This window comes from Bacillus sp. G16 (assembly GCF_021282335.1).
GTDB lineage: Bacteria > Bacillota > Bacilli > Bacillales > Bacillaceae > Bacillus > Bacillus inaquosorum.
This window is the reverse complement of sequence record NZ_JAJSOZ010000013.1, coordinates 37,879-55,556: the sequence shown is the minus strand read 5'-3', so window position 1 is coordinate 55,556 and position 17,678 is coordinate 37,879. Positions and strand designations below refer to the sequence as shown.

The 17,678-nt window shown below is 44.3% G+C and carries 16 protein-coding genes and 2 pseudogenes; 3 read left to right on the top strand and 15 right to left on the bottom strand.

Translation table 11 applies throughout. The features are described from left to right. Positions 1-9: 9 nt before the first annotated feature. A complete protein-coding gene (gene fabD / locus LWH95_RS16115) occupies positions 10-1,212 on the bottom strand; it encodes an ACP S-malonyltransferase (RefSeq protein ID WP_148981834.1) in 1,203 nt (400 codons plus the stop codon). An 845-nt stretch (positions 1,213-2,057) separates the two neighbouring features. After that, a pseudogene (locus LWH95_RS16110) lies at positions 2,058-2,318 on the bottom strand (6-carboxyhexanoate--CoA ligase); the annotation flags it as partial. Positions 2,319-2,571: 253 nt separating this feature from the next. Between LWH95_RS16110 and LWH95_RS16105 the strand changes: the two are divergent. From LWH95_RS16105 to LWH95_RS16095, 3 genes are all read left to right on the top strand, one after another. Further along, positions 2,572-2,979, top strand: coding sequence for a GtrA family protein (locus LWH95_RS16105; protein WP_148981835.1), 408 nt, complete (start codon positions 2,572-2,574; stop codon positions 2,977-2,979). Positions 2,980-2,985: 6 nt separating this feature from the next. Continuing rightward, positions 2,986-3,879: a UTP--glucose-1-phosphate uridylyltransferase GalU gene (galU, locus tag LWH95_RS16100; protein ID WP_003238139.1), complete on the top strand. Its 894-nt coding sequence runs from the start codon at positions 2,986-2,988 to the stop codon at positions 3,877-3,879. 72 nt (positions 3,880-3,951) lie between these two features. Further along, complete coding sequence (locus LWH95_RS16095; protein ID WP_019258543.1) at positions 3,952-4,548, top strand: DedA family protein; 597 nt, start codon at positions 3,952-3,954, stop codon at positions 4,546-4,548. 48 nt (positions 4,549-4,596) lie between these two features. On the opposite strand, the gene nrnB is transcribed toward LWH95_RS16095, so the two are convergent. The 13 genes and pseudogenes from nrnB to LWH95_RS16030 form a co-directional block, all read right to left on the bottom strand. After that, complete coding sequence (nrnB, locus tag LWH95_RS16090; RefSeq protein WP_232919974.1) at positions 4,597-5,796, bottom strand: DHH family phosphoesterase; 1,200 nt, start codon at positions 5,794-5,796, stop codon at positions 4,597-4,599. 169 nt (positions 5,797-5,965) lie between these two features. Continuing rightward, positions 5,966-7,501: an acyl-CoA carboxylase subunit beta gene (locus LWH95_RS16085; RefSeq protein ID WP_080010818.1), complete on the bottom strand. Its 1,536-nt coding sequence runs from the start codon at positions 7,499-7,501 to the stop codon at positions 5,966-5,968. A 10-nt stretch (positions 7,502-7,511) separates the two neighbouring features. Beyond that, entirely contained in the window at positions 7,512-8,294 is a 783-nt protein-coding gene (locus LWH95_RS16080) for an enoyl-CoA hydratase (RefSeq protein ID WP_148981836.1), read from the bottom strand. Between the two features lie 20 nt (positions 8,295-8,314). Further along, a complete protein-coding gene (ldeG, locus tag LWH95_RS16075) occupies positions 8,315-9,214 on the bottom strand; it encodes a hydroxymethylglutaryl-CoA lyase (RefSeq protein WP_148981837.1) in 900 nt (299 codons plus the stop codon). Between the two features lie 14 nt (positions 9,215-9,228). After that, positions 9,229-9,450 carry an acetyl-CoA carboxylase biotin carboxyl carrier protein subunit gene (locus LWH95_RS16070; protein WP_003238128.1) on the bottom strand — a complete coding sequence of 74 codons (222 nt, stop codon included), beginning with the start codon at positions 9,448-9,450 and terminating at the stop codon, positions 9,229-9,231. A 14-nt stretch (positions 9,451-9,464) separates the two neighbouring features. Next, positions 9,465-10,799, bottom strand: a complete 1,335-nt coding sequence (locus LWH95_RS16065) for an acetyl-CoA carboxylase biotin carboxylase subunit (protein WP_232919973.1) — start codon at positions 10,797-10,799, stop codon at positions 9,465-9,467. Between the two features lie 9 nt (positions 10,800-10,808). Next, entirely contained in the window at positions 10,809-12,458 is a 1,650-nt protein-coding gene (locus LWH95_RS16060; protein ID WP_019258549.1) for an AMP-binding protein, read from the bottom strand. A gap of 41 nt (positions 12,459-12,499) precedes the next feature. After that, entirely contained in the window at positions 12,500-13,642 is a 1,143-nt protein-coding gene (locus LWH95_RS16055; RefSeq protein ID WP_232919972.1) for an acyl-CoA dehydrogenase family protein, read from the bottom strand. Positions 13,643-13,732: 90 nt separating this feature from the next. Continuing rightward, positions 13,733-14,053: a DUF5367 family protein gene (locus tag LWH95_RS16050; RefSeq protein ID WP_133489325.1), complete on the bottom strand. Its 321-nt coding sequence runs from the start codon at positions 14,051-14,053 to the stop codon at positions 13,733-13,735. 93 nt (positions 14,054-14,146) lie between these two features. Next, the gene (locus tag LWH95_RS16045; RefSeq protein WP_133489219.1) at positions 14,147-14,728 is read right to left on the bottom strand and encodes a TetR/AcrR family transcriptional regulator; all 582 of its coding nucleotides are present in this window, start codon (positions 14,726-14,728) and stop codon (positions 14,147-14,149) included. Positions 14,729-14,844: 116 nt separating this feature from the next. Then, positions 14,845-15,410, bottom strand: a pseudogene (locus tag LWH95_RS16040) (GNAT family N-acetyltransferase). A 118-nt stretch (positions 15,411-15,528) separates the two neighbouring features. Then, the gene (locus LWH95_RS16035; RefSeq protein ID WP_232919971.1) at positions 15,529-17,061 is read right to left on the bottom strand and encodes a glycoside hydrolase family 10 protein; all 1,533 of its coding nucleotides are present in this window, start codon (positions 17,059-17,061) and stop codon (positions 15,529-15,531) included. Positions 17,062-17,214: 153 nt separating this feature from the next. Continuing rightward, positions 17,215-17,607 (bottom strand): DUF1360 domain-containing protein, encoded by a 393-nt coding sequence (locus LWH95_RS16030; protein WP_232919970.1) that lies wholly within the window; start codon positions 17,605-17,607, stop codon positions 17,215-17,217. Between the last annotated feature and the right edge of the window lie 71 nt (positions 17,608-17,678).

The following is a 17,678-nucleotide window of genomic DNA, read 5'->3' as shown; positions in this document are numbered from 1 at the left end:
CTGGGCGCTTTATTTTAAAATCCGTAATTGTTCCCAAGCCGGAAGCTGTTTAGCCTCGCAAATTAATTTGCACAAATGGATCGAATGTTCGAGTTCTTGTTCTGAAAGCTCATCTTCATGTATTTCCATTCTCTTTTTCAGCTCTTGAATTTGCGTAAATAATGGCGTCGTCATGTTGGAATAAGCCAATGAATCCTTATTGTAATTTCGCGCAATGGTGGATTGAATCATCAATTTATTCAGTTGTTTTTTGCGTAATTGGACAATATTTTTATTTCTTTCCGCTGAATTGGAAAGTAGATGAAGATCAGATGTCTGCCCTAAAGAATAAGGTGCAATATGATTCGTTATTTTTCTCAGCAGACTGGCTAAGACATTCTTTGGGCCCATTTCGATGACTTCCGTCACTCCGTGTAAAAGCAAGTAATGCATCGATTCTGTCCATCTTACCGGCATCGTCATGTGCTGCTTGAGATGTTCGTTTATCGATTTTCCGCTGCTGTAAGGGTACGTCGTGACATTCGAAATGATCGGCCATGCGGCATCCCGGAAGGAATACCGGTGTAATACAGTCTGGAATTGTTCGGATGCTGATCGTATCATCGAACTGTGAAAAGGCGCACTGACATTCAAATAAGTATATTTGGCCCCCTTTTCCTCCGCCATCCTGATGACACGTTCCACAGCTTGCCGATGTCCGGAAATCACATGTTGCTGGTCTGAATTCATGCAGGCGACACCTGCGGGAAATTCTTCCGTCGACACTTTCGAACATATTTCTTGCAATGTTTGAAGAGGGAGCTGAGTCACGGCGGCCATCGCCCCCTGCTGCTGAGGATCCGCATTTTGCATAAGAATTCCCCGCTGCCTTACAAGTGTAACGGCATCATGAAATGAAAGAGCGCCAGCACAGACAAGCGCAGAGTATTCGCCTAAACTATGACCTGCAAGAAAGCGAGGCTTAACCCCTATCTCCTGCATATACACTTGAAAAGCAATCACACTGACGGTTAAAATAGCGGGCTGCGCATTCATTGTCTTTGTCAATTCATTTATATCACCGTTAAAACACAGTTTTTTTACATCCAAGGAGATCGCATCGCTCGCTTCTTCAAATAATCTCTTTGCGAGCACAAAATCATTCCAAAAACTTTTGCCCATTCCTACAAATTGAGATCCTTGTCCAGGAAATAAAAAGGCAAGATTGTTCATGAGCTCCCTCCGATCACATTGAACAGAGATACAATATTATACAAAATATCCCTTTATCTAACATCCTAGCATGATTATAATAAATGTGTATAGAATACTTTTGTAGGAGTTATTGTTCGGTTTTACAAAGGGCCTGGATTACATTTGTTCATTAAATATAAAATGGGGCTGACACCGAGAAATCAGTCTTTAAGAGAGATGACAGGAGTCGGAATGGAAGGCTGTTACCGACTCTTCTTCACTTAGACCGCGCCCTCGATGTTCATATGTTTTAGGTCTATCGACATAATTGTGTCAGAAATTCCATATTTTTGTTTTTTATAAAAATTAATCTGTATATCTGTGAAGGATTGTAAACTGATGGCGCTTGTTTATAGATGTTGCACAAGAAATGGATCTTGATAAAGGAAACTCTGCGAGGATGAAATACGACGCATAACATATGAATGATCCTGCTTGGAAACTGATTGTTGCAGTAAATCGGTCCATTACATTGCTGAATGCGAGCTGCATCATCATAAGAGGAATATATCATTAGAAACAAATTGTTTTGGTTCTGGTTCAGTCTTGCTGTAGGCTGATAGGGAATCAAAGCGCGGAACTTTTCAATCTATTGAATTCCGGCTGCTTCTTCTGCTGATTCCTGTTTCCATTGTTCTCTTCTTTGTAAGACATTTCGTTAGCATTCCGCAACCCCCTTTCGAAACCCGTCATATTTTGTCATCCATATGTGAACAAGGTATTCAGGCACAAAAAACAGCCGTTCAGAGCGGCTGTTTTTTTCAAGAGTATAAGAACTATTGAACGGTATATACGCCGTCAAAGACTACGGCCTGACCTTTGGTTTGCCCTTTTTCTACCGTAGCTGTTTGATGTACGGCAATCGTTAAAGGGCGGATCGTTTTGATCGGTTCATTAACGCTTTCAAGCTGAATCTGCATAAAATCAGGTGTCCGAGAAGCCTTTATGTAATAAGCCATTCACCGCTTCCTGTAAACCGTTGTAAGTGATGAGCTGTTCTCCTACGGAAATGTGTTTTCCGTCTTGTTCATGGGGACGTCATGGGAAGTTCTCATTCTGACACTGTAATATATTTTTTCCTGCATCACGTTTCCCTTCTTTCTCGCCTGGAAATTAATGTTAACTAAATAACGTTAACACTTAGGTTCCTAGCAAAATGCGCCAACCCAAACTATCAAAATGGTAACTTAATGAATCTGCAAGGCCTCATTACTTTTTCATGTTTTGTTCATATTTTATTAATTGTTTATTCAACACTGTCCGCTAAAGTAATCCATATCAACAAATAAGAAAGCCATCCGCATCTTTTATGAAGGGAGGTCAAAGCCGGGTGCCGTTATGCTGAAAGAAAAAATAAAGACATTAGGCCGTTTTTGCACCGTGGGCGTCGGCAATACGCTGATAGATTTTGGTGTCTTCTTTCTTCTCACCGCTTGTCATGTCCCTTATCTGCCGGCGCAGATCTGTTCCTATTCGGCAGGTATCATCAACAGCTATGTGTGGAACCGGAGTTGGACGTTTCGTGTTAAACGTAAGGCCGGCGGGAAAGAGATCGTGCGCTTTTTCATGATTAATATTGCCGCGTCTGGGATTACCTTTTTGCTGCTTTATTTGTTTCAAAAAGGCGGCTGTTCGCTTTTGGTGAGTAAGCTCGCCGCCACTATCGGCGGAATGATGGTGAATTTTATCGGAAACCGAATCTGGGTATTTGGAGATTCGCTGAAAAACATACAGGATCAGGAGTGAAGATGAATGAGAAAAAAAGTGAGAAAAGCGGTCATTCCCGCAGCGGGTTTAGGAACGAGATTTCTGCCGGCGACAAAGGCGCAGCCGAAAGAAATGCTCCCGATCGTCGACAAACCAGCAATCCAATACATTGTAGAAGAGGCCGCAGAGTCAGGAATTGAAGATATACTGATTATTACAGGGAGAAACAAACGCTCGATTGAAGATCATTTTGACCGGTCGGCGGAATTGGAATTCAATTTGCGGGAAAAAGGCAAGACGGAGACGCTTAAGGAAATGCAGCAGATTGCCGATTTGGCCAACATTCATTACATCCGCCAGAAAGAACCGCTCGGATTAGGCCATGCGGTGCTGTGTGCGGAGCATTTTATCGGAGATGAGCCTTTCGCCGTTCTCTTAGGCGATGATATTATGGTGTCTGAAAAACCGGCTCTTCGGCAATTAATGGATGTATACGATGCTTATGGCACAGAGGTTGTCGGAGTACAGTCAGTTCTCCCTGAGGATGTCAGCAAATATGGTATTATAAATACATCAGGCTCTCAAGGGCATGTGTATGAAGTGACAGATTTAGTTGAAAAGCCTTCTCCTGAAGAAGCGCCTTCGGAAATCGCCGTGATGGGACGTTACGTGCTGAATTCTTCGATCTTCCCCGTTTTGAAGTCAATTGGCAGAGGCGCGGGCAACGAAATTCAGCTCACAGATGCGCTTCGTGAGGTTTGCTGTAAGCAGCCTATCCATGCCCGGCTGCTAGAAGGAAATCGATATGACATTGGCGATAAGCTGGGCTGTTTTAAAGCGAGCACTGAAATCGGCTTAATGCGCCCCGAAATGAGATCTCAGCTTTTGGCTTATTTAGAAGATGTGATCAAACGGGAAACGAAAGAAATGCTGCGATAAAAAAATTGTAACCATCTTGCTCGTCAATCAGTCATATAATAGTGAAAAAGATTAGGACAGGTTGTGAAGAATGTGGGCAGTTTGATAAGCGAAATTTTAACATGGCTGACGAATATGGGATATGCGGGCATTGCAATTGGCTTAATGATTGAGATCATCCCGAGTGAAATTGTATTGGCCTATGGCGGCTATATGGTATCGGAAGGCACGATTGGATTTATTGGCGCAATTATTGCGGGTGTTATCGGGGGCACCATTGCCCAGATCTTTATTTATTGGATCGGACGCTATGGCGGCAGACCGTTTTTGGACAAATACGGGAAGTACTTATTGATTAAAAAGCATCATATTGACATGTCAGAAAACTGGTTTCAAAAGTACGGAACGGGTGTTGTCTTCTCGGCACGTTTTATACCAGTTGTCAGACATGCGATATCCATTCCCGCAGGCATTGCCAAAATGCCGTTTCTCAAATTTGTGGTACTGACTGTACTTGCTATCATACCGTGGTCTATCCTCTTTGTTTATTTAGGCATCCAGCTTGGAAGTCAGTGGGATGACGTTGAGAACATTGCAGGTACTTATACAACGCCGATAATGATACTGGCGATTGTCGTTATCGCCCTTTATTTTGTGATTAAAAAACGTGCAGCCATATTTAAACGATAGCTAGCGGATATGCATAGGGATGATTGATTCTCCCCTATGCATATTTTTTTATCTGCGATGCTGGTTTGCCAGCTTCAAATGCTCCGCTAAAAATGCGACAAATACTTCATCACGCACGAGTGATGCGGCATAATTTCTTTTAATAAACCATTCTGCTTCTTCAAATGCTGCGAATGTTTCATCCTGTGTTTCCCCGTTAATTTGGATATTCCACTCGTTGTTTAAAGGGAACAGAAAAAATCTCATTTGTGCGCGATTTTCGTATAATGATCCGTTCGCTGATCCCTTTAGATTATAGATGTTACGGAAAGCATCAGGCCGGACAGGATCAATCCGGAATGCTTCAGTAACAAACAAATCATATACTTCGTCGGTTATCGAACAGCCTGATGCCTTTGCATGCCCTCCTCCTCCGTATCGGCCGGCGATTTCTGAAACATCGACGTAATCATGAATGGTGCGTAGGCTGACCCGTTTTGACCCCATGCTTAAAATCGCAATGTAATCGAGATGCGGATTTTCTTTTCCGAGCCTGTTTCCAAGCTCTGAATGGTACGATTCTGCGTGAACGATGCCCACACAGTGTTCATGAACAAAGGTTTGCACCATTTCCCTTTTCTTTCTCCGTAGATAGCGCTCGATTTTTGCGTCTTCTAAATCAAGCAGTTTTTCTTCAAAATCATCAAAGAAAAATTCATCATGCGCAGAGAGACGCTGAATCATTTTTTCTTCAAATTCATCAATTGACAGCAAAAAGAAAAGGTCATTAAGCCGCTTCGCCTGTTTTTGATCGTACCGCTCCCACTCCCATGTATCATATTGGCGGACGAGCTCTGTGAATTGATCTAAGGCATTTGTCGGTTTCATGAAACCATTTTCAACGAGATATCCATATAAAAGCGATGTGGCCGATGAAAGCCGTCCATCATCGTATTCCACTTGAACAAATCCCCATTCATGCTCATTTAAATGAAGGGCTGTTTTATGGTGGTCAATCAGCTTCACTTTTCCGCCCGCATGAACATACTCATTCAATCTCTCTTCGTTTTCTTCGTTGACGGCGAGATCGGTAATGAATAACGCGTCTTGTCTGTTGCTCTCTTTCGCTTTTTCTAAAAAGTACTGGACTTGAGCGTTTAAGCCGTTGACAGAGTTATACCGGACCTCAACATCTTTTCCGAATGCCAATTTTGCTACGATTCCGCATCCTACTCCGTCCAAGTCGTTATGTGAATATAAATGATACATAATGTAGGCCCCTTTTTATGATGAACTGACAATTGCCGCTAGAGGTGCGGCAGCCTTTATTTACTATTCTAAAAAACATAGCGTTTTATGCAAAGTTGATTAGTTTACATAATGTAATTATTGTAAATATATTAAAGGAGCGCTTTTTTACGCTCCTGAGTCATTGCTTTTATACCGGATACACCGGATGCTTTCGATTTGTAAATGTCATTTCCTTTGTCATGTATGCCTTCAGTCGTTTGTCCAGCTCATCCCGCAGCGAATTGGCTGGGATCACGGCATCGATGATCATCTCTGAAGCCAGGCGGTATATATTAATGTCCTCTTTATATTCCTCCCGTTTGCTGCTGATAAATTGGGCCCTCTCTTCTATCGGCAGCTCGGCGATTTTTTTAGCATAAACGGCATTTACAGCTGCTTCAGGACCCATGACGGCGATTTGAGCGGTTGGGAGCGCTAAGCAGCAATCTGGTTCAAAGGCCGGCCCAGCCATTGCGTACAACCCCGCACCGTACGCTTTTCGGACAATGACAGAGAGCTTTGGTACAGTTGCCTCCGACATCGCTGAAATCATTTTTGCCCCGTGCCTGATAATACCCGCTTGTTCTACCTTTGTGCCGATCATAAAGCCGGGGATATCTGCTAAGAACAGCAATGGGATATGAAACGCGTCACATAAGGTAATAAACTTAGCCGCTTTGTCTGCGGAATCGTGGAATAAGACGCCTCCTTTTACCTTTGGCTGATTTGCAATAATACCGACAGGCTGTCCTTGGATTCGTGCGAGGCCCGTTATTAATTCTGGTGCAAATAAAGCTTTGATTTCAAAAAATGAGCCTTCATCAATGACCCGCTCAATCAGCTCATGCATATCAAAAGGTGCATTTTGGTTTTGCGGAATGACGTCGGCAAGCGGGATGTCGAAGTGTTTTGGCGGGCGTTTCTTTTGCATGGGCGCTTTTTCTTGATAATTTGCCGGAAAGTATGATAAATAAGCCCGTGCCAGACGTATGGCTTCTTCTTCAGTTTTTGCAAGAATATCTCCGCAGCCTGAGATTGAGCAATGCATACGGGCGCCTCCCATTTCTTCGAGGGACACTTTTTCGCCAATGACCATTTCTGCCATCCGCGGCGAGCCTAAATACATGGAGGCGTTACCATCTACCATGACGACAATGTCACAGAAGGCTGGAATATAAGCGCCTCCTGCCGCAGACGGGCCGAAAAGCAAGCAGATTTGCGGAATGCGTCCCGATAATTTGACTTGATTGTAAAAAATTCTTCCTGCACCGCGTCTCCCTGGAAAGACATTGATTTGGTCGGTGATTCTGGCACCCGCTGAATCGACTAAATAGATGAGCGGACAGTTTAATTTTTCGGCTGTTTCTTGAATGCGAATGATTTTTTCAACGGTTTTCGCCCCCCATGACCCCGCTTTAACCGTTGAGTCATTTGCCATCACACAGACGGTTTGGCCGCTGATTTTGCCGATGGCGGTTACGACTCCGTCAGCGGGAAGCCCGTCTGACATGCATTCCGCAAAAAAAGCGTCTTCAAGCTCAATGTCATCGTCAAACAAAAGAGCAAGCCGCTCTCTGACAAAGAGCTTGCCTTTTTCTTGGTTGCTCTTATGATACTTTTCCGCCCCGCCTTTTTGTATCCGTTCAGCCCGTTCTGTTCGTTCCTTTTCATAATCCATGAGCATTGCCTCCCTTTTATATTCCCTTATATACGGCCCGTCTTTTTTCTTGAAACGCCTGAAGCCCTTCTCTCCTGTCTTTTGTCGGAATGGTATGTTCATATGCTTTTTGTTCAATCGCCAGACCTGTAGCGAGATCTGTCTCCAACCCTTTATTGATTGCGAATTTAGCCTGACGGACAGCGATCGGCCCGTTAGCAGAAATGGCTGCGGCCAGCTCTTCTGCTTTTGGCATGAGGTCACAAGAAGCCGTGACATGCTCTACAAGGCCTATCTCTTTTGCTTTGTGTGCAGTTACACGTGTGCCTGTATAAATTAATTCTTTTGCTTTTCCTCTGCCAATCAGACGCGGCAGTCTTTGGGTTCCTCCAGCGCCTGGGATAATGGCTAACCCTGTTTCTGGAAGACCCAGCACAGCAGATTCAGCTGCGATTCGAAGGTCGCATGCTAATGCCAATTCAAGCCCGCCGCCTAATGCGCTTCCGTTTATCGCTGCTATGACCGGCTGCGGTAAGGATTCAAGTAAAGCCGCGGTTCTTTGAATGAGAGATACACTTTCCAGAACCTGATCTTCTTTCAGTTTTATCCGTTCTTTCAGATCTGCCCCCGCGCAAAACGCTTTTTCACCGGTGCCTGTGAGGATAACGCAGCGGATGTTTGAGTTGAATTCAATTTCCTGAAGAATTAATTGCAGGCTTCTAAGCATTTCCGCTGAAAGAGCATTTGCCGCCTGAGGCCTGTTTAAGGTGATCACGGCAATGTGATCATTTTGGACAGTAAAAAGAGTAGATTCTCCCATTGTTTTTGTCCTCTCTTTAATCAAGATGATTTAAATACCTGTAAATTTCGGCTCGGCAGCTGTTTGCCCATTTTCTCTTCTATCCATTTGGCTGCGGATAGCAGTTTATCGAGCTTTACATTGGTTTTGATATCCATCTGTTCAAGCATATACACGATATCCTCAGTTGCGGCGTTTCCTGACGAACCTGGAGCATATGGGCAGCCACCAAGCCCGCCTGCTGAGCCGTCGAACACAGTGATGCCCATTTGGAGTGCTGTGACCATGTTTGCCAGCGCCGTTCCTCTCGTATCATGAAAATGCAGGGCAATTTGATCTGCCGGAAATCGTGCCAAAAGAGCTTCAAGCACGGTTTCAACTTGAGCGGGATTTGCCGCTCCGATCGTATCTCCAAGCGACAGTTCAGAAATCCCGAATTCAAATAGGGCTTCAGAAAGGCGAATGACTTGTTCAATGGGGACATTTTTTTCGTACGGACAGCCGAAAACGGTTGAGAGGTAGGCTCTTGTTGTGAGGTTTGCTTTTTTTGCGTCATCGTTTACTTGTTTAAGAATTTGAAGAGTTTCAGAAGTGGATTTATTGATGTTTTTTCTATTGTGCGTCTCGCTTACAGACATAAAGACACAAGCTTCGTCAATGCCTCCTTCAAGCGCATTTTCCAGCCCCTTCTGATTCGGGACAAGTGCCGCGTACGTTACCCCTTTTACACGGTCGATGCCTTTTGCCACGTCTATAGCATCTCGAAGTGCCGGAATCCATTTTGGGTGAACGAAGGATGTGATTTCGATATACGAAAGCCCTGTCTGGGAAAGCTGGTTGATCCAAGCGATTTTATCTTCTGTTGCGATCCATTCGGGCTCGTTTTGTAAGCCGTCACGCGGGCCGACTTCTTTAATCTTCACTTTTTTAGGATATGACATGGTCTTCCTCCAGTTTATTGAGTGGAATCGCTCAGTTCGAGCAGTACGTCTCCTTCATTCACGAAATCGCCCTCATTTTTTTTGACTTCTTTTACAGTTCCGCTTCTGTCTGCAACGATCGGAATTTCCATTTTCATTGATTCCAAAATGGCAACTTCCTGGCCTTTTTCAATTTGGTCGCCAGCTTTGACGTGCACTTTCCACAGGTTTCCCGCCATTTGTATCTTAACTGTCATGACAACTGCCTCCTTTATAGGTGTTGTTTCAAAAAGTCAGTCGTGACATCCCCTTCTTTAAATGCTTTTGATGAAGCAGCCTGTATGAGAAGCGGGAGATTTGTTTTGATTCCCTCTATCCGGTAGTCACGGAGCGCTGTCTCCAGTTTTTCAATTGCCTCCGCTCTGTTTTGGCCTTTGACAATCATTTTGGCGATCATCGGGTCATAAAAAGGAGTGACGGTGCTGTCTTTTGCTACTGCACACTCGTGTCTGACTCCTTTTTGGTCAGGGAGTGAAAATGCAGTGATTGTACCCGGTGACGGATAGAAGGTATTGGGATCTTCGGCATATATTCGGACCTCTATCGCATGCCCGTTTCGTTTGATGTCTTCCTGTGAGAATGTGAGTGTATGGCCCGCAGCAATCCGCAGCTGCTGCTCAACTAAGTCCAGGCCTGTTATTTCTTCAGTCACGGGGTGTTCAACCTGCAATCTCGTATTCATTTCGAGGAAATAAAAGTTTTGGTTCGGGTCAACTAAAAATTCGATGGTGCCCGCGTTTGTATAGCTGATCGCTTTTGCTGCTTTTACGGCCGTTTGCCCGATCTTCATTCTCAATTCATCGTCTAAAAATGATGACGGCGCTTCTTCAATGACCTTTTGATGCCGCCTTTGTACAGAGCAATCGCGTTCAAACAGGTGTACTGTATGGCCGTGCTGATCGGCCAAAAGCTGAACTTCGATGTGGCGGGCATGTTCAATCACTTTCTCTATATACATCGATCCGTCACCGAAAAAATCTGCTGCGCGCTTTTTGTTCCCCTCGTACGCCTTTATTAATGCTTCCTCGTTTTGAACAAGCTGCATTCCGATGCCTCCTCCGCCCGCTGAAGCTTTCAGCATGACAGGGTAGCCGATTTGATTTGCAGCGTGACAGGCTGCCTGTACGTCTCCGAGGGATTCAGAAACACCGGGAACGACAGGGACACCTGCGGCCTCCATTGCTTTTCGTGCTTCAATTTTGCTGCCCATTTTTGCAATGATATCGGGTGAAGGTCCGATAAACACGATGTTTTCTTGCTTACAGCGTTCAGCGAATCGGCTGTTTTCTGATAATAACCCATAGCCCGGGTGGATAGCGTCGGCGTTTGCTTTTTTCGCCGTCTCTATGATTCTCTCTATATTTAAATAGCTTTCACTGACTCTTGATTCCCCAATTAAATAGGACTCTGTGGCTGCCTTTGTATGGAGCGCGTCTCGGTCTGCTTCAGAAAAAACCGCAGCCGTTTTGATGCCGAGACGGCTGCACGTTCGGATAATTCTCATTGCAATTTCTCCGCGGTTGGCGATCAGTACTTTTGTAAACATGACTTCACCTCATTGACATGATGATAAGCGGTACATTTCAATCGTTTTTTCACGCAGTTTATATTTTTGAATTTTGCCTGAAGCTGTCATCGGATAGTCGTCTGTAAAAATAACATAACGCGGAATTTTGTGGCGGGCGATTTTCCCTTTGCAATAGGCTTTAAGCTCTTCAGGTGAAACGCTTTTTCCGTCTTTCAGTTTAATCCAGGCTGCGGCCTCCTCCCCGAATTTGGCGTCAGGCACACCAACGACCTGTACATCTAAAATAGCAGGATGCCGGTATAGGAATTCTTCGATTTCCCGCGGATAAATGTTCTCGCCGCCTCTAATGAGCATGTCTTTTAATCTTCCGGTGATGCGGCAGTACCCGTCTTCATCCATGACAGCAAGATCACCGGTGAATAGCCATCCGTCGGGATTGATTGCTTTTCTAGTCGCTTCTTCGTCTTTATAATAGCCTTTCATGACGTGGTAGCCGCGGGTGCATAGCTCTCCTTGCACGCCTCTTTGAACTTCTTGACATGTCCCGGGTTCTACGATTTTCACTTCTGCATGAGGCAGGGCACGGCCGGTTGTTTCGACCCTCCGGATGAAGGAATCATTTGCCCTTGTTTGCGTAATGACCGGTGAGGCTTCAGTTTGACCATAGGCGATTGTAATGTCTTTCATGCCCATCTTTTCAATGACAGCTTTCATCACTTCACTCGGACAGGGAGAACCGGCCATGATGCCTGTTCGGAGCGTCGATAAATCATATGCTTCAAAATCCGGATGATGCAGCTCTGCGATAAACATGGTCGGCACGCCGTGGAGCGCTGTGCATTTCTCTTTTTCTACCGTTTTAAGGACGGTAACCGGATCAAATTCTTGTACAGGTATCATGGCTGCCCCGACGGACACACACGCCAAAACCCCGAGCACGCATCCGAAACAGTGAAAAAACGGAACCGGGATGCACATGCGGTCTTGAGAGGTTAATGCCATACATTCAGCGATATTGGCAGCGTTATTGATGACATTAAAATGGGTCAGCATCACTCCTTTAGGAAATCCAGTCGTTCCTGATGTGTATTGCATATTAATCACATCGTCTTTTTCAAGGCTGTTCATTCTTGCTTCCAGCTCAGCATCCGTCACTGTTTTCGCCAATATCTCTGTATCGTCCCAATGATACATGCCAGGCAAACGTTTTTCGCCAATATAAATGAGCGTTTTTAAAAAGGGATAACGTTCTGAGTTCAGCTGGCCGGGCTTTGCTTCCTGCGACTCTGGAATTAGGCTGTTCACGATATCTGTGTAAGAAGTGCCCCGATAAGAATCCATGACAATAAGCGCCGCAGCATCTGATTGCTTCAGCAAGTAATCGAGCTCGTGTGCTTGATAATTGGTATTGACGGTAACGAGCACGGCTCCGATTTTCGCGGTGGCGAACTGAACGGCAAGCCATTCGGGGATATTCGAAGCCCATATGGCTACGTGGTCTCCTTTTCCAATCCCCATCCGCATAAGTCCTTTAGCGGTTTGACGGCACAGACTGTTAAATTGGGCGTACGTATAGCGGATATTTCTGTCTGGATAAACAACCGCCTCTTGATCGGGATAGGTTTCAGCGATTTGTTCCAGCAGTCTGCCGATTGTGGAATGGATGAGTTCAGCCATGCAATGTTCCTCCTTTCCAAGTAATCGAAAGCGTTTACATTTTATTTTAAAAGCTGTCTGGCGATCACGATACGCTGAATTTCAGATGTGCCTTCACCGATTTCCATTAATTTTGCGTCCCGCAGCATCCGTTCTACCCCATATTCTTTCATGTAGCCTGAACCTCCATGGATTTGAATGGCTTGATTGCAAGCCCTTGTCGCCATTTCAGATGCAAACAGCTTGGCATACGCCGCTTCTTTTGTGAATGGGCGGTGATGGTCTTTCAGCCAAGCAGCTTTTAACACCATTTGCCGGGCCAGATCAATTTCCATCGCCATGTCGGCAAGCTTAAATTGAATCGCCTGAAAGGAAGAAATCGGCTGTCCGAACTGCTTTCGTTCTTTCGCGTATGCCAATGATGCTTCAAGTGCCGCTTGGGCGATGCCGACTGCAAGAGCAGCGATGGAGATCCGTCCGCCGTCCAGCGTATATAGAAACTGCTTAAAACCTTTTGTTGGATCGCCGAGTAAGTTGCCCGCAGGCACTCTGACATCCTCAAGCAAAATTTCCGCTGTATTTGAACCCCGGACGCCCATTTTATCGTACGGGCTCGTAATCGTAAGTCCGGGTGTGTCAGTTGGCACGATCAATGCGGAGATGATGTTTTTTCCGTCTTTGTTTTTGCCTGTTACTGCGGTCACAATCACCGTACGTGCGTAGCTTGCATTCGTGATCCAGCATTTTTCGCCGTTGATCACATACTCGTCACCATTTGTAACCGCTTTTGTTTGAGTGCCTCCTGCATCTGAGCCGGCATTTGGTTCCGTCAGGCCGAATGATCCGAGGGAATTGCCCGAAGCCAGCGGAGTCAAATGCGCCCGTTTTTGTTCTTCTGTTCCAAAGTAATAAAGAGGGCTTGCGCCGAGCGAGACCGCAGCAGCATAGCTTAATCCAGTACTGCCGCAGGCTTTGCCGATTTCTTCAACAGCTAAGGCATATGAAATCGTATCTCCGCCTGACCCGCCGTAATCTTCTGGAAATGGGATGCCCATCAGCCCGAGTTCACCCATTTTTTTAAATGTTTGGATCGGGAACTCGCCCGTTTGATCTACATGTTCAGCGTGAGGAGCAATCTCCTTTTTCGCAAAATCCTTTACCATTTCACGCACCATTTGCTGTTCTTTTGTCAGCTCAAAATTCACATGGGTTCCTCCTTCACATCTTTGTAACATCCTATTAGGCGAGTTCTGTAATCATTCCCTGACAAAAGAAGTCTGAAAATTAAAACTGAATCATTTTTTATGTGAAAACATCAACGGGATGAGCAAATACATGGCATAGGCGCATACCATCCATATGGCAAATGCAATGACTTGCCCCTTTGATAGTGCTGGAAAGAGAATGGGATGATTCCAAAGGGAAAACGTGTCAATCAATAACCCGACCGCTGATCCCCATATGCCAAGCTTGATGACAGCGTGCTGTGATTGATCGAGTTTTTGATAGAGAAAGAACACAAGGCATAAAACGAGAGCGGTGCCCGCTTCCAGGAGAAGAAAGTTCAGCAAAAAAGGTTCTTCGGCCGGATCAGTTAAAACAGCGTCTCCGAACAGGACAAAAAATAGTGTAGCACCTAACCAGACCAGAAATGAAAATGTAAGGACAAGACGTAATTTTTGAGTAAACATATTTGGTCTCCTTTTGTGTTACGTCATTTTTTCAGTCAGCTTCACCAGCATCAATTCGAGCTCCTGATAAACATCTTCTGATGGAAAATCATCGGAAACGAGAGACTGTATGGCAAGGCCGTCAATTAAAGCATTCAGCATTATTCCCCAGGCTGTTAAGGAAACGCCATCAATTGGAGATTCGCCCCACAATTGAGTGAGCTCTTTTGTCAGATATTGATTTTCCGATTGTAGCAGATGACTTAGCTGCTCTTTGATTTGTTCATTTTGAAAGCTTGATACGATCAGCGTTAAAAATAACCGATGATAATCTGCATTTTCCTTCGTTCGAAATTTTGCTGACAGCAATGCCTCTCTCATCTTTTCGATTGAAGGGAGCCGGCTGTTCTTTACGTTCGCCCATGAGCTGCCGCATACGTGGCGCACCACCTCCAGCATGAGGTTTTCTTTCGTTCGGAAATGATAATAAACCGTGCCTTGGCTGACATTTGCTTGTTCCGCAACTGATTTTAACGTCAGTTTTTCTAACCCGTTTTCTGAGATGCATTTCTTGGCTGATTCAATGAGTGTTTCTTTGGAAATGACATTTGGTTTTGCCATGACGCTCCTCCTTATGAATTAGTTAGTTGAATAACTAACTTTTAAATTCACTATAATATGGAATACATGAGGTTTCAATACTGCTAATGCCGAAAACTTTCTTTTTTTGGAAAGTTTTATATGTATTCGTTCTTAAGAATGCCGTATATTTCTAAATCGACAACTCCTTTACCTGACCAATAGGAAGCTTGTCTGACTAATCCTTCTTTCACAAAATTGTTTTTTAAGAGGATTTTTTTTGAAGCCTCATTTGCAGGCATGACTTCAGCTTGAATTCTGTTTACATTGGCTTTCTCAAATAAAAATGAGACAGCATGCTGACGGATTCCGATGCAATGCCTTTCCCCCAGTATTCTTCAGCCAAGTAGTAGCCAATCGTTACCATGTTTACTTTTTGGTTAAAATCCATTGCTTCAATGACTCCCATCAACGTATTCTCTTGACTTTTCGAAAAAATCCCCCACTTAATTCTGCTTTTTTTGTTGTAATCCCTATCAAAATGGCCAATCATTTTATGTACCGTTTTTATGTTATGTTTAGGGATGATGCCGCAGTATTCGAATACTTTGTCATTATCGTAGATTGAAAATACATCCTGTACGTGCTCCTCTTCGATTTTACTTAATATTAAATTCTCAGATTTCAATACTGGGAAATGTCCAAAAACCGCTTCCATAATCATGTTAGTCTCTCCCCGCTTTTTTTCTTTAACAAATTCAGCGGCTTATCTTAAGTATCCTGTCTCCAAAATAACTTTTTTTTAAAAAAAAGACGACTTAGAAAGCCGTCCTTCTCATTTCTTATTTAGTCTTTCGTTTGGAAGCCTTGCTTTCGTTATGGAGCCGGTCTGCTGAAGTGACATAATACGTATACTTCGTGTTTGGCTCTGCCGTGTCATCTAAGAAGGTTTGCTGCTCATTTGTCTTTCTCGCGGTTGCCAGCAATGTTTTGTTCTTTTCCCCTTCGGCTCTGTATATCGCATAATAGGCTGTTTCTTTCGTTTTGTGATTGGATGGGTGATCTTTCATGTGCAGAAGGTTGCCGTTTTTGTTTTCGGTCACTTTCGTAAGCTTTGGATTTTTTGGGGCTGTGCTGTCAAGCCAAGGCATTTGCGGAACCAATGCCGGCTGGCTGTAAAGCTCGGTGATGAGCCTGTCTTTGATGCCAAGCGGATTTTTGTTGAGGTCTTTGAGGCTGAAATGCATACTTCCTTTTACAAGATCAAGCTGACGGTTTAAGGTGATTTGTCTTACATACTCCTCGGGGTCGGACCATGGCGGATCAAAGTTATTATTGATTTTATAAGCTGCCTGGCCAATATATAAATGAACAGGCCTATTCTTGACTTCATTGCTCCACCAATCAGCCAGCACGTCGTAAGCTGCTGCGTTAAAGCCGATGCTCCAATAGATTTGCGGGGCAATATAATCGATGTCGCCTTCTTGAATCCAATGTCTCGTATCTGCATAAAGGTCGTCATAATTTCTGACGCCTGCCTTGGTATTCGACCCGGTCGGGTCATCTGCCGCGTTTCTCCATACTCCAAAGGGACTGATGCCGAATTTGACATATGGCTTTGCGGCTTTAATTGTTTGGTTGATTTGTTTGACAAGCTGGTTCACATTATCTCGCCGCCAGTCATCAATTTTGGAAAAATCGTCTTTTCCGTATTGCTCATACTGTGCTTGATCAGGAAATTCCTGTCCGGCTATTTTATAAGGGTAAAAATAATCATCCATATGAACGGCATCGATATCATAACGTTTTACGACTTCTTCAATGCCTTTAACGATAAAATCTCTCGCTTCAGGAATGCCCGGATGATAATAAAGCTGTTTTCCGTAAGCGGCAACCCAGTCTGGATGCTTTCTTGCGGGGTGATCCTCAGACAATTTATTGAGGTCCGTATGATTCATCGTAATACGGTAAGGATTAAACCATGCGTGAAATTCTAAATTTCGTTTATGGGTTTCTTCAATCATAAATGCTAGCGGATCATAGCCCGGGTCTTTCCCTTGGACACCGGTTAAGTATTCAGACCAAGGTCCGTAAGCGGACGGATAAAAGGCATCTGCCGTCGGTTTAATCTGAACAATAACGGCATTCATCCCCATTTTTTGTACATCGTCCAGCAGTTTGATATACTCCTGCTTTTGCTCTTCCACTGATAAACCTTTTTTTGACGGCCAATCAATGTTTAATACGGAAGCAATCCATACGGCTCTCAGTTCCCTGTCAGGCTGCGCATTGGCCATAAACGGAACGGATATGACAAACGTTCCGATGATCAAGCTGACAAGGAAACGGACAATCGACTTTTGACAAACCTTCATTCTGTTTCTTCTCCCCCATTACATCACTTTCACTATTCGCTATTACGGTATTCCCGGGCTGTAAAAGGGTGCTTAATCGGATGGAAGAAATCAGGATTTATGTCTATATCACCAGATAAATAAAAAAGTCCTGAAGCATTTTATTCCTCTGCTTTAGGACTTTTTATCATTTATCATAGTTTGCAGGCTCTTTAACACATCAATGAGTTTCACGCCGACACCGACAGCTGTTTCAAGAATCGCCTGTGCTCCTGCAATGGCTAAAATACAGATCACTGGAACTGCAATACGAGGCAAAAAAAGATAGCCCAGCCCGATCAAGATGGCACACCAAACGCCGGCACACCAGTAGCAGTTCAGCATGTATCCAAAGTTAGATGCCGGCACGCTTTTTTCGTTCACATGCCCGTTTTGATCAACGATCCTTTTCTTTTTCATAAATGGTTTCCGGATAAATTCCGTGATTTTGTCGAATACAATCAAATGTGTCAGCCTGTAACTGGCAAGAATCAGCATGATAAAAGTAAGCCAAGAAAGATGGTCCATGAGAAGCCTCCAAGAAAAAGGATGATGTTATCATTCCCAAGTGTCCCTTATCCATTCTTGATACAAAAAGA

Coding starts and splice junctions, on each gene's coding strand:
- fabD (WP_148981834.1), bottom strand. CDS start 1,212: ATGAACAATCTTGCCTTTTTATTTCCTGGACAAGGATCTCAATTTGTA.
- LWH95_RS16105 (WP_148981835.1), top strand. CDS start 2,572: ATGCTGAAAGAAAAAATAAAGACATTAGGCCGTTTTTGCACCGTGGGC.
- galU (WP_003238139.1), top strand. CDS start 2,986: ATGAGAAAAAAAGTGAGAAAAGCGGTCATTCCCGCAGCGGGTTTAGGA.
- nrnB (WP_232919974.1), bottom strand. CDS start 5,796: ATGTATCATTTATATTCACATAACGACTTGGACGGAGTAGGATGCGGA.
- LWH95_RS16085 (WP_080010818.1), bottom strand. CDS start 7,501: ATGCTCATGGATTATGAAAAGGAACGAACAGAACGGGCTGAACGGATA.
- LWH95_RS16080 (WP_148981836.1), bottom strand. CDS start 8,294: ATGGGAGAATCTACTCTTTTTACTGTCCAAAATGATCACATTGCCGTG.
- ldeG (WP_148981837.1), bottom strand. CDS start 9,214: ATGTCATATCCTAAAAAAGTGAAGATTAAAGAAGTCGGCCCGCGTGAC.
- LWH95_RS16070 (WP_003238128.1), bottom strand. CDS start 9,450: ATGACAGTTAAGATACAAATGGCGGGAAACCTGTGGAAAGTGCACGTC.
- LWH95_RS16065 (WP_232919973.1), bottom strand. CDS start 10,799: ATGTTTACAAAAGTACTGATCGCCAACCGCGGAGAAATTGCAATGAGA.
- LWH95_RS16060 (WP_019258549.1), bottom strand. CDS start 12,458: ATGGCTGAACTCATCCATTCCACAATCGGCAGACTGCTGGAACAAATC.
- LWH95_RS16045 (WP_133489219.1), bottom strand. CDS start 14,728: ATGGCAAAACCAAATGTCATTTCCAAAGAAACACTCATTGAATCAGCC.
- LWH95_RS16035 (WP_232919971.1), bottom strand. CDS start 17,061: ATGAAGGTTTGTCAAAAGTCGATTGTCCGTTTCCTTGTCAGCTTGATC.
- LWH95_RS16030 (WP_232919970.1), bottom strand. CDS start 17,607: ATGGACCATCTTTCTTGGCTTACTTTTATCATGCTGATTCTTGCCAGT.